Source organism: Longimicrobium sp., from assembly GCF_036280135.1.
In the GTDB taxonomy this organism is placed as follows: Bacteria; Gemmatimonadota; Gemmatimonadetes; order Longimicrobiales; family Longimicrobiaceae; genus Longimicrobium.
In genome coordinates this window covers 1-14,303 of record NZ_DASURI010000045.1, presented here as the reverse complement: position 1 = coordinate 14,303, position 14,303 = coordinate 1, and the positions used below count along the sequence as shown (strand labels likewise).

14 protein-coding genes and 1 pseudogene are annotated in these 14,303 nt (G+C 68.6%); all 15 read right to left on the bottom strand.

Features of this window, described 5'->3' with window-relative positions; all coding sequences use genetic code 11:
* A partial coding sequence (locus VFZ20_RS01500; RefSeq protein ID WP_329682042.1) for an Hpt domain-containing protein occupies positions 1-789 on the bottom strand: 789 nt, incomplete at its 3' end.
* Between the two features lie 92 nt (positions 790-881).
* Positions 882-1,244 carry a response regulator gene (locus tag VFZ20_RS01495; protein ID WP_329682041.1) on the bottom strand — a complete coding sequence of 121 codons (363 nt, stop codon included), beginning with the start codon at positions 1,242-1,244 and terminating at the stop codon, positions 882-884.
* A 44-nt stretch (positions 1,245-1,288) separates the two neighbouring features.
* Entirely contained in the window at positions 1,289-1,783 is a 495-nt protein-coding gene (locus VFZ20_RS01490; protein ID WP_329682040.1) for a chemotaxis protein CheW, read from the bottom strand.
* 237 nt (positions 1,784-2,020) lie between these two features.
* Positions 2,021-2,263 carry a hypothetical protein gene (locus tag VFZ20_RS01485; RefSeq protein ID WP_329682039.1) on the bottom strand — a complete coding sequence of 81 codons (243 nt, stop codon included), beginning with the start codon at positions 2,261-2,263 and terminating at the stop codon, positions 2,021-2,023.
* A gap of 160 nt (positions 2,264-2,423) precedes the next feature.
* The gene (locus VFZ20_RS01480) at positions 2,424-2,702 is read right to left on the bottom strand and encodes a hypothetical protein (protein WP_329682038.1); all 279 of its coding nucleotides are present in this window, start codon (positions 2,700-2,702) and stop codon (positions 2,424-2,426) included.
* 415 nt (positions 2,703-3,117) lie between these two features.
* On the bottom strand, positions 3,118-4,185 hold the full coding sequence (locus VFZ20_RS01475; protein WP_329682037.1) for a hypothetical protein: 1,068 nt from the start codon (positions 4,183-4,185) through the stop codon (positions 3,118-3,120).
* A 75-nt stretch (positions 4,186-4,260) separates the two neighbouring features.
* The gene (locus VFZ20_RS01470) at positions 4,261-5,220 is read right to left on the bottom strand and encodes an RluA family pseudouridine synthase (RefSeq protein WP_329682036.1); all 960 of its coding nucleotides are present in this window, start codon (positions 5,218-5,220) and stop codon (positions 4,261-4,263) included.
* Between the two features lie 455 nt (positions 5,221-5,675).
* Positions 5,676-6,233 carry a signal peptidase II gene (lspA, locus tag VFZ20_RS01465; protein ID WP_329682035.1) on the bottom strand — a complete coding sequence of 186 codons (558 nt, stop codon included), beginning with the start codon at positions 6,231-6,233 and terminating at the stop codon, positions 5,676-5,678.
* A gap of 45 nt (positions 6,234-6,278) precedes the next feature.
* Positions 6,279-9,434, bottom strand: coding sequence for an isoleucine--tRNA ligase (gene ileS, locus VFZ20_RS01460; protein ID WP_329682034.1), 3,156 nt, complete (start codon positions 9,432-9,434; stop codon positions 6,279-6,281).
* Between the two features lie 163 nt (positions 9,435-9,597).
* On the bottom strand, positions 9,598-10,749 hold the full coding sequence (locus tag VFZ20_RS01455) for a hypothetical protein (protein WP_329682033.1): 1,152 nt from the start codon (positions 10,747-10,749) through the stop codon (positions 9,598-9,600).
* A 68-nt stretch (positions 10,750-10,817) separates the two neighbouring features.
* The gene (locus tag VFZ20_RS01450) at positions 10,818-12,086 is read right to left on the bottom strand and encodes a hypothetical protein (protein ID WP_329682032.1); all 1,269 of its coding nucleotides are present in this window, start codon (positions 12,084-12,086) and stop codon (positions 10,818-10,820) included.
* Positions 12,087-12,275: 189 nt separating this feature from the next.
* Positions 12,276-12,671 carry a hypothetical protein gene (locus VFZ20_RS01445; RefSeq protein WP_329682031.1) on the bottom strand — a complete coding sequence of 132 codons (396 nt, stop codon included), beginning with the start codon at positions 12,669-12,671 and terminating at the stop codon, positions 12,276-12,278.
* Entirely contained in the window at positions 12,668-13,231 is a 564-nt protein-coding gene (locus VFZ20_RS01440) for an RBBP9/YdeN family alpha/beta hydrolase (RefSeq protein ID WP_329682030.1), read from the bottom strand. Before VFZ20_RS01440 ends, VFZ20_RS01445 begins: the two co-directional genes overlap by 4 nt.
* The gene (locus tag VFZ20_RS01435; protein WP_329682029.1) at positions 13,228-13,959 is read right to left on the bottom strand and encodes a GNAT family N-acetyltransferase; all 732 of its coding nucleotides are present in this window, start codon (positions 13,957-13,959) and stop codon (positions 13,228-13,230) included. The genes VFZ20_RS01440 and VFZ20_RS01435 overlap by 4 nt, the downstream gene beginning before the upstream one ends.
* A 5-nt stretch (positions 13,960-13,964) precedes the next feature.
* A pseudogene (locus tag VFZ20_RS01430) lies at positions 13,965-14,303 on the bottom strand (purine-nucleoside phosphorylase); the annotation flags it as partial.

Sequence of the window (14,303 nt, the reverse complement as noted above, 5' to 3'; positions counted from 1 at the left end):
GGTGCCTTCCGCGACGGCGGACGTCACGTCGTCGGCAAGCTCGGCGTCGGGCGCGGGCGCGGCGGGCGCGTCCACGAGCCCCTCGGCGATCTCCACCTCGCGGATCTCGCCGGCCGTGCGCAGGGCCGCGTCCACCTCGGCCACGGGCGACGGGGTGCGCAGGATGAAGCGGAGCACCCCGCTGAAGCCGTCCTCCTGCATCGCGGCTTCGCTGGGTTCCAGCCCGCTCACCTCGCCCAGCCCCCGCGCGGCGCGCAGGGCCATGAACGCGCGCACCCCCGGCAGCGCCGACGCCGGGTCCACCGTCACGCGGACGCGCAGGGCGCCGGCGGGCGGTGCCTCCTGCGCTTCTACGGCCGGCGCGGCGGGCGTGGATTCAGCGGGGGACGCGGCACCCGACGGCGCGTCGGTGGCGCTTTCCAGCGCGCGCAGCCGGGCGACGACGGGGGCCACCGTGCCCTCGTCGTCGCCCTCTTCCACGGCCACCTCGATGGAGCGCTCCAGGGCGTCGCAGGCGGCGAACAGCGTGTCCACCAGCTCGGCGCCGGGGGTCATGCGGCCCAGGCGCACCCGGTCCAGCACGTTCTCCATCTCGTGGGCCAGGTCCGCCACGGCGCGGTAGCCCATGGTGGCGGACATGCCCTTGATGGTGTGCACGGCGCGAAACAGCCCCTCCACCGCCTCGCGGGAGCGCGGATCGCCCTCCAGCGTGAGCAGCAGGTGGTTGATCGCGGAGACGTGCTCGCGGGATTCGCTGAGGAAGAGTTCCGCGTACTGCGAGAGCTCCATCAGTGGCGCTGGTTGGGGGAGAAGTGCCTAGTACCAAGTGCCAGGTGCCAGGAAACGTCGACCTGGCACTTGGAACTGGGCACTTGGCACTTTCATCCCAGCACCCGCTGCACCGCCTCCAGCACCCGCGACGGCTGGAAGGGCTTGACCACGAAGTCCTTGGCGCCGGCTTGGATGGCCTCGATCACCAGGGCCTGCTGGCCCATGGCGCTGCACATCAGGATGCGCGCGGAGGGGTCTTCCTTGACGATCTCGCGAACGGCGTCGATGCCCCCCATGTCGGGCATGACGATGTCCATCGTCACCAGGTCGGGCTTGTGCTGGCGGTACTTCTCCACCGCCTGAACGCCTGTCTCGGCCTCGGCAACGATCTGAAATCCTGCCTGCGTAAGGATGTCGCCGATCATGGTGCGCATGAAGATGGCGTCGTCGCAGATCAAGACGGTCTGGCTCATTGGCGTCCGTTGGGGTAGCCGGGTGCAGGCGTCGTTCGCCCGGGTTAGGCAGAAAGGATGGGGGCGATGATCTCGTCGGGATCCACGGCCACGAACACCTGGCCGTCCGTCTCGCCCACTCCGCGCAGGTACGCGCGGTCGATCTTGAGCGCCCGCAGCGCGCAGGCCGAGTCCTGCAGCGCCGCGGGGTCCACGTCCACGATGCGGGACACCTCCTGCACCGCCAGCCCCGCCAGCTTTCCCCGGTGCTCCACGATGACGATGCTGTGGTCCGGGTTGGCCGCGGCGGATGGAAGCTTGAGGCGCGCGCCCAGGTCCACCACCGTGACGATGCGCCCCCGCAGGTTGATGAGCCCGCAGACGTGGGGTCCGCTCCCCGGCAGCGGCGTGTACGGCCGGGCGGGGATGATCTCGCGGATGCGCTCGATCCCCACGCCAAACCGGTGCTCGCCCACCACCAGCAGCGCCATCCGCTCCAGGACCACTTCGTCCGTGGGCTCCCCCGCCGGTGCGGCTGCCTGGGTATCGGTAGGGAACATCGCGCTCAGGAGGTGTCGCCGGGAAGGTGAGCGCACAGTATAGCGGGGCGCCGGGGCGGCGGTCAAGAAAAGTGCAGCGGGAAGAAGCGTGCGAAAGTGCGAAAGTGCGGGAGTGCGAAAGTGAGCCCCGCTCAGTAGCGGATTCCGCCTCCGGTTTTTGGATTCGACGATGGCGGCCGCCCGGATCTCTCCGGGCGGCCCCCGCGTCCTCGATCCGGTTCGAGCGAACGGGGAACGTCAGCAGCAGCAGGAGATCCGCAGCTCGCAGGTGGCGCCGTCGCACGTGTCCCAGCACACGGTGCAGCATCCGCCGCAGGTGCCGGCGCAGTCCGTCTCCTCGCAGGTGGGCACACCCGGACACGTGCAGACGCTGTAGCAGCTGCACTGCTCGCCGAACACGGTCCCGGCCGGGGCCTCGGCCTCCTTCGTCCGGAAGCTCTCCACGACCAGGTTCTCCACCTCGAGCTTCAGCTTCTTCATGGGGCGTTCTCCATCGTGAATCGGTGATTATCGGCCAGAAATCGACACGTGCGGATGATACGGCGGCACCGGCGAGAGGTCCAGCGGATCGTGTCGAACGCACGAACCCCCGGCGGCCGTGGGGCCGCCGGGGGTCCTGAGAAACGCGATCAGACGGCCGTCAGCCCTGGCACAGGCAGGTGCGGCCGCAGGTGTCCCAGCACGTGGCCCGGCACGACTCGCAGCTGGCCGCGCACGTGCCCTCGCAGCTCGCGGCGCAGGTGTAGTCGTCGCACGTGTTGTTGCAGGTGGCGTCGCAGGTGGGGCAGCCGGGGCAGCTGCAGATGGTGGGGCAGGTGCACAGCTCCTCGCCCACGACCGTGCCCTTAGCCCGCGCGGGGGCGCTGGTGTCGAAGCTCTCGACGGCCAGCTCGTCCAGGTGAAGCTTGAGCTTGTTCATGGATCTCTCCTCGATGGGATTGTCACGGGTCCGCCGTTCCGGCCGGACACGCACCGCGGACCCACCGGGTGCGTGCGAACGAAAGATCGTCCGCGCGCCGCGGCCCTCCCATCGGTTTGGGACGATCCGCGCGATCGTGGGACGGCCCGCGAACCCCGTCCGCGAACGGTTCATCCCCCATCCGCCACGATTCCCCAAAACGAAAGCAGAGTACCTCACCTCGCGATGAAGTACTCTGCTGCCTCTGCTTCCTCTGCGTGAGAATGCAGTTGCGGTTACGCCGTCCCCCGCGCCCACTCCGCCGCGGCCGCGAGGTCCGGCGGCAGGGGCGACTCGAAGCGCATCGGCTCGCCCGTGCGGGGGTGGATAAAGCGCAGCTCCGTGGCGTGCAGGAAAGAAACTGCGCTACGTGAACTTAGACCTCCACTATGTCCCGCTCGCGGGCAATCTCATCCGCACGTCCGAGTTGCCTCTGCAGCAGCGTAGTCAGCGTGTAGACCTTCAGCTCCTCTCCACGATACCCGTATCGGACCATCGCATCGAGAATAACTGCGCGCGCGGCCCTGTAGGAATCCGTATCGGTCTGCACGGCATCATTACGTCCGAGTTCTATGTCGCCGAGCGCCTCTAAATGAGAAATATCCTCCTCAAAGCGCTCGCTTGAAGCCCGAGCTAGAATCTCCGGGGCCTCGTCCTCCTCTTCGTCATCCTCCTCGGGGTCGTACTCGGGAAAGTATGCATCGCGATCTACATCTGGGAACGAACGATATGCTCGCTCCACGAACCCGGTCTGCAATTTGTCCAACCGGGGCCGATCGGCCCCGTCTGTGAGATCTCTCACGAGAAGATCGATGAGGATGGCGGCCTCAGTGGGCGTAAACTGCTCAAGCGATTCGACCGCAGCAAGGTACACAGCATCTTCGTCGCCCAGCTTTGCCTGCACGAATGCCGCAATTTCCTCCTCCCGCAGACTAAGGAACGTATACGCGAACTGGGGGCCGACCGGCGACACTCGATCGCTTCTGGTCAAATCAGCCAGCGCGTTTTGCACTTTCTTCGAGCGGCCTTTGGTCGTCAGGTCGGCGCAGAGCAATACGTAGAAGTTTACCATCTGCGGACCCGCAGTGGCCTCGAACGTCTGCGCCTTCAACTTCATAAACCAGTCGTCAGCTTCGAGCTCTCGATCGGATTTTACTTGGAAGCCGATCCGGCTCTGCACCGCCTCCACCGACTTTCCCCACGGGAGATAGCGAAGGAGTACGTCAACGCCTCCATCGCGAATACCTTGGATGTTGAACGCAGCGTGCTGGTAACGCTCGAACAGGTCTAATATCAGATTGAGCTTGGCTTCGATCGCTGGGCAAAGATCCCGATCGTGCCATTGGTCTCGAAATGAGGCCGTTTGTGCGATCGTCGCCTGCCGATAGTGTAGCAGACCAAAGACAATGCGACTTAGGTGATCGGGAAAATCGTGTTGCGCCATGTGAGATGAATTCTTCGATGTTAGGGTGAGACTGGCTCCGGGACGCAAGGTGCATCAGACGCGACTTGATCTTCGTTACGTCGTTCCCCGCGCCCACTCCGCCGCGGCCGCGAGGTCCGGCGGCAGGGGCGACTCGAAGCGCATCGGCTCGCCCGTGCGGGGGTGAGTGAAGCGCAGCTCCGTGGCGTGCAGGAACTGGCGCGGCACCCGTTTGGCCAGCCCCGCCGCCCACGCGCGCTCCGGCCCGCCAAAGCCGCGGTGCCGTTCCGGCGCGTACGTCGCATCGCCCACCACGGGGTGGCCCAGGTGCAGCAGGTGCACGCGGATCTGGTGCGTGCGCCCCGTCTCCAGCTCCGCGCGGACGAGGTCCGCCGCGCGCCACTGCTCCAGCCGCGTGAATCGCGTGCGCGCCGTGCGGCCGTCCGGCACCACGGCCATCCGCTTGCGCTCCGTGGGATGCCGGCCGATGGGCGCGTCCACCGTCACCTGCGGCTGGGGCAGGTGCCCCCACGCGGCGGCCAGGTAGGCGCGGCGAATCTCGCGGCGCTTGAGCGCCTCGCTCAGCGCGCGGTGCGCCTCGTCGTGCTTGGCGACGATCATCAGCCCGGACGTGTCCTTGTCCAGCCGGTGGACGATGCCCGGCCGCAGCACCCCGCCGATCCCCGACAGGTCGCCCACGGCGTGCAGCAGCGCGTTCACCAGCGTTCCGGTCGGGTTGCCGGGCGCCGGATGAACGACGAGGCCGGGCGGCTTGTCGATCACCAGCAGGTCTTTGTCCTGGTGGACGATGGACAGGGGGATGTCTTCCGCCGCGAGCGTCGATGGCGCCGGCGCGGGAATGACCACTTCCACGCGGTCGCCGGGCACGGGACGGTCGCGCTTTTTGGGCGCGGCGCCGTTCAGGGTGACGCGGCCTTCCTCGATGAGCTGCGCGGCACGCGAGCGCGACACGTCCAGCCGCGCGGCCAGCCAGCTGTCCAGCCGGTCGCCCGCCTCGTCGCCCGCGACCAGCTCCACCCGCTGCTCACCCGTCATGCTCCGCCCTCCGCATCCACCCGCTTGTCTTCCTGAGGAAGGCGCCGCGCGATCCGTCCCGTGACATGATCCACGGCGCCGACCGAAGGATCTTCCCGCCGATGCACGACGCCGCCGCGCGGCAGGATTCCGCCCCGGCGACGCCCGTGCACGTGAGCGGCGTCCGAGGCAGGGATACAAGATCCTTCGGTCGCGCCCCGAGTGCGGCGCGGAAGGCGAGTCCGCGCGGGCGCTCCCTCAGGATGACGCTTTCGGGGTTCGTTGAACGAGCGAGGCGCGGGATGACGCTTTCGGAAGTCGCGCAACGATCGAGGTGGACGCCTCGCCACGTCGACGTGTGGAGCGGCGGACGGGGCATGGCAAACAACCCCTCCCCCGAAGTTGGGGGAGGGGTCGACCGCCGTTGCGAGGAACGAGCAAAAGGCCGGTCGGGGGAGAGGATCCCCCAGCCAGGCTCAGCCCGCGACATCCTCCTCCTTCTCCAGCTTTTGCTCCTCGCGCCACAGCGACACCGCCAGCAGCAGCGCGCCGATGGTCACGCCGATGTCGGCCACGTTGAACACGGGCCAGCGCACGTCGCCAAAGCCCACGTCAAAGAAGTCCACCACGCCGCGCGAGCTGCGCACCCGGTCGATGAGGTTGCCGATGGCGCCGCCCGTCACCAGGGCGATGGAGACCAGGCGCGTGCGGTCCCGCCACGGCGTCTGGCGGTACATCACGAACAGCAGCCCCGCGGCCACCACCGGCAGGATGGTGAACGCCAGCCGCGACCACTCGCCCAGGTGAATGCCAAAGGCAGCGCCGCGGTTGAAGATGTACGTGAGGCGAAAGAAGTCGCCCAGCACCGGCACCGGGTCGTACAGCCGCAGGCTGCGCTCCACGATGAACTTGGTGACCTGGTCGATCACGATCAGCCCGAGCACCAGGCCCAGGTAGAGCGTGATCTTCTTTCGTGCCTCGTCCGGCGTGTCCGGCGCCGTGATGGGCCGCGTATCCGTCATCGTGTCGCTCATCTCCGTCCTGGATCAGGAAAATCAGGAATCCGCTTCCGCCCGGACCTACGAACGCGCCGCGCGCGCCAGGGCGATGGTGCCCGTGACGCCGTCCAGGTCCACCTCGCGCGAGGACTCGTACCCCTCGAAGTCCGTCAGGGAGCCCGTCTCCAGCTCCACGGCCAGGGTCTCGTCCGCAACGGTCCGCCCCCACTCGCGCGCCACGTCCAGGATCTCGCCGTCGCCAAAGACGCCCAGGCGAATGCGGTCCTGCACCTCCAGGCCGCTTTCCTTGCGCAGGTTCTGCACCCGGTTCACCAGCTCGCGGGCCAGCCCCTCCAGCCGCAGTTCCGGCGTGATGGTCGGGTCCAGCGCCACCGTGAAGCCGCCCTCGTCCGCCGTGGCGAAGCTCCCCCTGGCGCTCTGCACCACCTCGAAGTGGTCGGCGGACAGCGCCACCGTCTCGCCCTCGGCCTCCACCGTGAGCGGCTCGCCCCGGCGGAACGCGGCCAGCGCGGCGGAATCCAGCGCGCGTATGGCGTCCGCCACCCTGGGCGTCCGCTTGCCGAACACGGCGCCCAGCGCCTTGAAGTTGGGCCTGGCGCTCAGCGTCACCAGCTCCTCGGCGGCGTGCATGAACTCCACGCGGTGCACGTTGAGCTCGTCGCGCAGGATCTCCAGCAGGGTGGCATCCACCCCGTAGCCGTCCGGAACGACGGCGTAGAGCGCGCCCAGCGGCTGCCGCACGCGGATGCTCACGGCGTCGCGCGCGGCGCGGCCCAGCGTGGAGAGCGTGCGCACGGCCTGCATCCCCCGCTCCAGCCCGGCGTCCACGGAATCCGAGTCCACCGCCGGGAAGGACGCCAGGTGCACGCTCGTCCCCGTGAGCGCGCGGTGCACCCAGTCGCTCAGGAACGGGGCGAACGGCGCCATCAGCCGCGACACGGTCACCAGCGCCTGGTGCAGCGTGGCGAAGGAGGAGCGGGTGTCGGCCGCGTCGGCGCTGCCCCAGAACCGGTCGCGCGAGCGGCGCACGTACCAGTTGCTCAGGTCGTCCACCACGAAGTCGGCAATGGCGCGCACGGCGTGCGTGAGGTTGTACCCCTCCAGGTCCTCCGTGACGCTCGACGTCACCGTCGCCAGGCGCGAAAGCAGCCAGCGGTCCAGCAGGGAACGCTCCGCCGGCACCTCCGCGTCCGCCGTCCACCCCTCGAGATTCGCGTACAGGGCGAAGAAGCGGTACGTCTGCCGCAGCGTGTCGAACGTCTTGCGCTGCACCTCGCGCACGCCCTCGGGCTCAAAGCGCTTGGGCAGCCACGGGTTGGACGTGGACAGCAGGTACCAGCGGATGCTGTCCGCGCCGAACTGGTCGATGGCCTCCCAGGGGTTCACCGTGTTCCCCCGGGACTTGGACATCTTCAAGCCATTGGCGTCCAGGATCTGGTCGTTGACGATGACGTTCCGGTACGCCGGCCCGCGTCCGAGCAGCGTGCTGATCGCCAGCAGCGAGTAGAACCACCCGCGCGTCTGGTCCACGCCCTCGGCGATGTAGTCCGCGGGAAACTGGCGCTCCTGCAGCGCGCGGTTCTCGAACGGGTAGTGGTGCTGGGCGAACGGCATGGCGCCCGAGTCGAACCACACGTCGATCACCTCGGGCGTGCGGCGCATGGTCCCCCCGCACGCCTCGCACGTCCACTGCAGGTCGTCCACGTACGGACGATGGGGATCGGGGAGCTGGGCCAGCCCCGTCTTTTGCCGCAGCTCGTCGAAGCTGCCGATGAACTCCACGTGCGAGGGCTCCCTGTCGCACACCCACGCGGGGAGCGGCGTGCCCCAGTAGCGGTTGCGGCTGATGGCCCAGTCGATGTTGTTCTCCAGCCACTCGCCAAAACGCCCCGCGCCCACCTCCGGCGGGTTCCAGCCCACCTGGTTGTTGTTGGCGATGAGCGCGTCACGCACGGCCGTGGTGCGGATGAACCACGAGTCGCGCGCCATGTACAGCAGCGGGCTCTGGCACCGCCAGCAGTGCGGGTAGCTGTGCTCCTCCTTCGAGAACTTGAAGACCAGGCCGCGCCCCTTGAGGTCGATCACCAGGTCCGTGTCGGCGTCCTTGACAAAGACGCCGCCCACCAGGGGCAGGTCCTCGCGAAAGGCACCGCGGTCGTCCACGGGGCGCAGCACGGGAAGCCCCACGCTCTGCCCCAGGGCGTAGTCGTCCGCGCCGAACGCGGGGGAGATGTGCACGATGCCCGTGCCGTCGCCGCTGCTGACGAAGTCGGCCGGGTACACGTGCCAGGCGTTGCGCACCTGCTCGTCGCTGAATCCCGTAGGCTGCACCCAGTCGAACGGGCGCTGGTACGCCAGGCCGGCGAGCTCCTCGGGACGGTACGACCGCGTGACCTCGGCCTCCTCGCCGAACAGGGCGGCCACGCGGGCGCGCATCAGGATGGTGCGGCGATTCTCGCGCGCCACCTCCACGTACTCCTCCGTGGGGCTGATGGCCAGCGCCACGTTGCTCACCAGCGTCCACGGCGTCGTCGTCCAGACGAGCAGCTCGCGGCCGTCCGGCTGCCCGTCGTCGCCCAGCACGGGCATGGTCAGGTACAGCGACGGGTCCTTGACGTCCTTGTAGCCCTGCGCCACCTCGTGGCTGCTGAGCCCGGTGCCGCAGCGCGGGCAGTACGGCAGGATCTTGTGGCCGCGGTAGAACAGGCCGCGCTTGTTGATCTCCGACAGCAGCCACCACACCGACTCGATGTACTCGGGCCGGTAGGTGACGTACGGGTCGCTGTAGTCCAGCCAGTAGCCGATGCGCGCGCTGAAGCGCTCCCACTCGTCCGTGTAGGTGAGCACGGACTCGCGGCACACCTCGTTGAAGCGGGCGATGCCGATCTCCTCGATCTCCCGCTTGCCGCTGATGCCCAGGCGCTTTTCGGCCTCGATCTCCACGGGCAGGCCGTGCGTGTCCCAGCCGGCCATGCGGGGCACGTAGCGGCCCTGCATGGTGCGAAAGCGCGCCACCGTGTCCTTGAGGGTGCGCGCCATCACGTGGTGAATGCCGGGACGGCCGTTGGCCGTGGGCGGGCCCTCGTAAAAGACGAAGGGCTGGCCGTCCTTCGTCTGCTCCAGGCTCTGCCGAAAGGTGTCCTCGGCCTGCCAGCGGCTCAGGACTTCGTCTTCCAGCGCGTTAACGCTCGGGGGAAGCTCGGGAAACGTGCTCATCTCATGGCTCACGAATCTGACGCGATTGTCGAACCTCTAACTTACTCCCGATGCGCGAACAGCGACAACCCACCAGCCCCGCATCGAGAGCGGGGCCGCCCAGATCTCCGCGGTCCGCCGGCACACCAGCCACAGCCCTGAGGAGCAAGGCGGGCTCGCGGTACTACGAAGCAGCCGATTCTGCTGCGCGCCAACGCCAACGCTCGGTTTCGAGACGCTCCGCACTCAGATCATCTTCAAGAAACTGCCAAAAGAACTCGAACTTCTTCTGATCGATGGAATTGCGGGGCAGGTTTATCAGACGCAGCCCCGAGAGATCCGGCTCCTCGACCCGGACCTGTACGCATGGGTCGTCGTGCGAGGGTTCAAAGATCCCGAAGTGCTTTTTGATCATGGGTTGAAGCTCACCTGACAACTGGGCTTTCGGGCCATGGTCCACGTATAGCCGCACGTGGTATCCAACATCCTGACGGTTTGATTGGGCCTTGATGTGCTCTCCCAGGACTTCAAACGCATTCTCCGTGTTCAACGCACCGTTTCTGCGCCGGAAATCAGCATCCAGCACGACGAAGATCCGGCGGATCAGGACGCCCTGTTCGGCAGACACGCGACTGGACGAAAAGAATGTTTCAAGGTTGCCTCCCAGCCATGATTCGAGGTCCGAAAGAACGCTGTATCTACTGCCTGGGCCCACCGTGGACATCAGTTTTGCCAGGATTTCATCGGTACGCTGGGCGGAGGGGGTAAGCTTGATGCCTTGACCGCTCTGGGAGGGGAATTTCTCGGTGGACAGGGCGCAGAGCGCTTCGGTGTTCTGAGCAGTGTTCCGTATGACGTCAACCAGGTACTCCCGATACACATCCTTTGCCCAATGCGTGCTTTCCTTCAGAGCGGACAGTCCGTCGAGCATCTTGTTCAAGCTGCCTGTAAGTCTGTCGTCTTCATCGATTCCAAGCTTCACACTGAGGACTTCGGACACGGCCGTTTCTGTTTCGACATCCCGCAGGCGCTCAAGGTCGGTGAGCAGCTTCTTTGACAGCCGCACGTCGCGAAGGTTTTCCTCGAGCGTACTTTGAACCGTTGTCGACAGCAGTTCCTCGTATCCTTTGCGTACGATCTCGGCAATGAAGAGTGCCAGGGCCGTCGCGAGCATCGCGAATGCGGCTTCTCTCAAGTCCTCGGCAGTCCCCGGCGACAGCGCCGGGTCTTTCGAGTAGCTGAACAGCACCGCCCCGGCGCCTCCGAGAAGGGCGACGAGAAGGTACTGCTTGTACCGCACGATCTTCTCGAGGAAACCCGGATCGCTGACGCTCATTATGGCTCGCCTATCGAGAGTTTACCGATTGTTCGAACACAGACTCGCCTGCTGAGCCCTCGTACTCGTCAACGCTCAGGAGGGGGAACGGGCTCCAGCTTTTCGCGATTGCGGTCCACTGCGCGGCTCGCCAGGTCACGGAACGTGGGTCGCGCGCGCATGAGCTCGCGCACGTTCTCACGCACGGTTTGACGCACCCGCTCCAGGGCGCGGCCGTGCATCACCTCCAGCTGGTCGCCGGCCGGGCGGCCGCCGGCATGGCGCTCCTCCCACTCCACCCAGCAGCCGATGAGTCCGCCGCAGTTCACGATGTAGTCCGGCAGCACCAGCACGCCGCGCTCCTCCAGCCAGCGCTCCGCCTCGTTGGTCAGCGGGCCGTTGGCACCCTCCGCCACGATCCGCGCACCGGTGCGCTCGAAGAAGACCGTCACGTCCTGAACGTTCTTGTTCTCCGTCCCCCGCACGCGCTCCAGCTGGTCGGGCATGGCCAGCACCAGCGTGCGCGCGGCGGGGACGAAGATGTCGCAGGGGATCGAGAAAAGCGCATCGGGGTCGTCCGACCAGGCGGCACGCCCCCCGGTTTCCGTCACGAACGCCCGGACGGCCTCGTCCCCGCCCGTCTGCCAGGCCCGAAAGAGCCCGTCGGCGTCCAGTCCGGTTTCGTCGAGGGCGAAGATCATCCCCAGCGCGTTGCTCACGGCGCGAACGCGGACGCCCCGCTCGTGCAGCCGCCGCGCGGCGTGCGCGCCCACGGCGCCGAAACCCTGGACGGTGGCCGTCATCCCGCGCAGGCGCCCCTCGGGAACGCAGGCGGCGATCCCCTCCACCAGTCCCTCGGCCGTGTAGCCCCGGTGGTCGATGGACAGCCCGCCGTCCGCGATGCTCAGCCCCGTCACGTGGTCCAGCAGGCCGTCCACGTGGCTCGCGCGGTTCTGGATCTCCTCGGGCACGTTCATGTCCGGGCCAAAGATCACGCCCGGGTCGATGGCGGCCACGGCGCGGATGTGCTCGGTGAGGATGCGCACCTTGCGCTCCGCGTCGTCCACGATCTCCGGCGTGGTCACCAGCACGCTCTTCTGCCCGTCCGCCGGGATCATGGCGGCCAGGCTCTTTTCCGTCATGGCGCACGACAGGCGGCCGACCTCCGCGAGGCCGTAGTCCCCGTCCGCGTCCGCGGGGCGCGGCACGAAGCGCGCGCCGCCGATCCGCCGCGCAAAGTTCTGCCGGTGGATGGCCGTGCGCGCGACGGTGGGCCCTTCGTGGTGCGTGGTCACGACGAGCGCGAACGGCTCGCCCTCGATCTCGACGTCCCGGTCCACCCGTGGCTCCTGCGACATGACGTACGCTCCTCGTAAGGGTAAGAAACCCGGCCCGCGTGAATTGGCGTCACCTGCCCGCCCATGCTACTGGCTGTTGTAGTAGAGGTCAATCAACAGATTGGAGGGACACGCATGGAGAAAAATCCGCCGCGCCCCCGGGCCGGGACGCGGCGGATCCGTCATCACGCCGTCACGCCTACGCGCGGTTCAGGGCGTGGGCGCGGCGTCGGGAGACTGGGCGCGGATGTTCTCGCAGGCCGCCTGCAGCCGCTCGCGCATTCCCGCATCGGCCTGGGCCGCCTGCGCCGTGCACATCCGGTAGCGCGCCTCGGCCGACTCGCCGGACGCGGCCGTGGGACGCGCATCGTCCTCCTCGCGTTCGCCGCCCGTGGCGCGGCGGAGCGAGTCGCGGACGGCGTCGGAGCGGGCCTGGACGTCCTCCGCCGCCCTGGCGGAATCTTCCGGGCTCACGTACGGCTCCTCGCCGGGAAGCACGAAGCCGGCGGAGCCCTGCTCCTCCTCCGCCTGCCCGTCGCCTTTGCACGCGGAGACGGCCACGAGCGACATCAGCACCAGGACGCGGATCAGGAGGCGGTTCGTCACAGGGTCTGCAGGGGGTCGGCGGGTTCGGGAAGGGCGAGGAGCTCGTCCAGCAGGGCGCGGCCCTCCGGCCAGGCGCCCAGACCGCTGGCGGAGTTCAGGTGGCCCAGGGCGCCCACTTCCACCAGCCGGCTGCCCCACGCCTCGGCCATGAGCCGCGCGCGATCCATGGACAGGTACGGATCGTCCTCGCTGGCCACGAGGATGGTGGGAAACGGCAGCGGGTGCAGGGGCATGGGCGCGAACCCGCGCGCCTCCAGCGGGAACCCCGCGCCGTCCACGTCCGCCGGGGCCACGAGCAGGGCGCCGCGCACCGTGCGCGCGGCCAGCCCCGCCCAGTGGACGACCGTCGCGCACCCCAGCGAGTGCGCGGCCAGCACCACGCCGCGACCGGCGTCGCGCACGGCGTCGTCCAGGGCGCGCACCCACGCGCGGCGCTCGGCGGCGTCCCAGTTCTCCTGCTCCACGCGCCGGAACGACGGGTCCGCCGCCTCCCAGTGCGTCTGCCAGTGCTCCGGCCCGGAGCTCCACAGCCCGGGCACCATCAGGGCGCGTGTGTTCATTCCCCGCGAAGGCGAACGGCCAGGCTGGCGGCGTATCCCACGAACCCCAGCCGCCGCGCGATGGCCATGGACGATGTGTTGGATGCCAGCGTGCGATACTGCGCCACGAGCCCGGCGTCCAGCGCCGTGCGCGCGGCCAGGGCCACGGCGGCCGCGCCCAGCCCGCGCCCGCGCAGGTCGGGACGGGTGACCACGGCCAGGTGCGCGATGCGCCGGCCCCACACCTCGTAGCCGGACACGGCCGCCAGCGCGCCGTCCGCGAACACGCCGGCCACGGGCGCGTCGCCCAGCGTGCTGCCGCCGTGCTCCCACGCCTCCGGAGAAACGGCGGCGCGCAGCGCCCGCAGCGCCGGCCGGTCCGCCTCGTCCAGCAGCCGGACCTCCGCGTCGACCCCGAAGGGGCGCAGGGTGCCGGCGTCCGCGTACGCGATCACCGCCGGGCCCACGACAGCCTCCAGGCGCTCGCCGAACACGGCGCGCCAGCGCTCGTCATCCACCAGCCCCCCGCCCGCCGCCCGCGCCGCGTCCGGCCCGTAGCGCTCCAGCAGGGCCGGGGGCAGGGAGACGATGGGCGCGCCGCCGAACGCCTGCGCGTACATCCCCGCGTAGTCGCCCAGCCCCGCGTGGGGAACGGCCAACGGGCGCGACGCCCGCAGCCGCGACCGCGGCACGCCCAGCCACGCGACCCAGTAGCCGTCCAGCGCGTCGACGGTGGCGGGGGAGAGCACGGCGGCTACAGGCGCTCCACGACGCCTTCCACCAGGGCCGTGAGCCCGGGCTCCGCGGCGGTGGCCGTGGCGATGATCTTCGTGATGTCGGCCGGCTCCAGCGCGTCGGGCAGGCACTGGTCGGTGATGATCGAGATCCCTATCACCCGCATCCCTTCGTGCACCGCCACGATCACCTCGGGTACGGTGGACATGCCCACGACGTCGGCGCCGATCGCGCGGAGCATTCGGTACTCCGCACGGGTCTCGAGGTTCGGACCCGGCACCGCGACGTACACCCCTTCCCGGAGCACGATCCCCAGCTCCAGCGCGGCCGCCCGGGCAAGCGCGCGCAGCGAGGGATC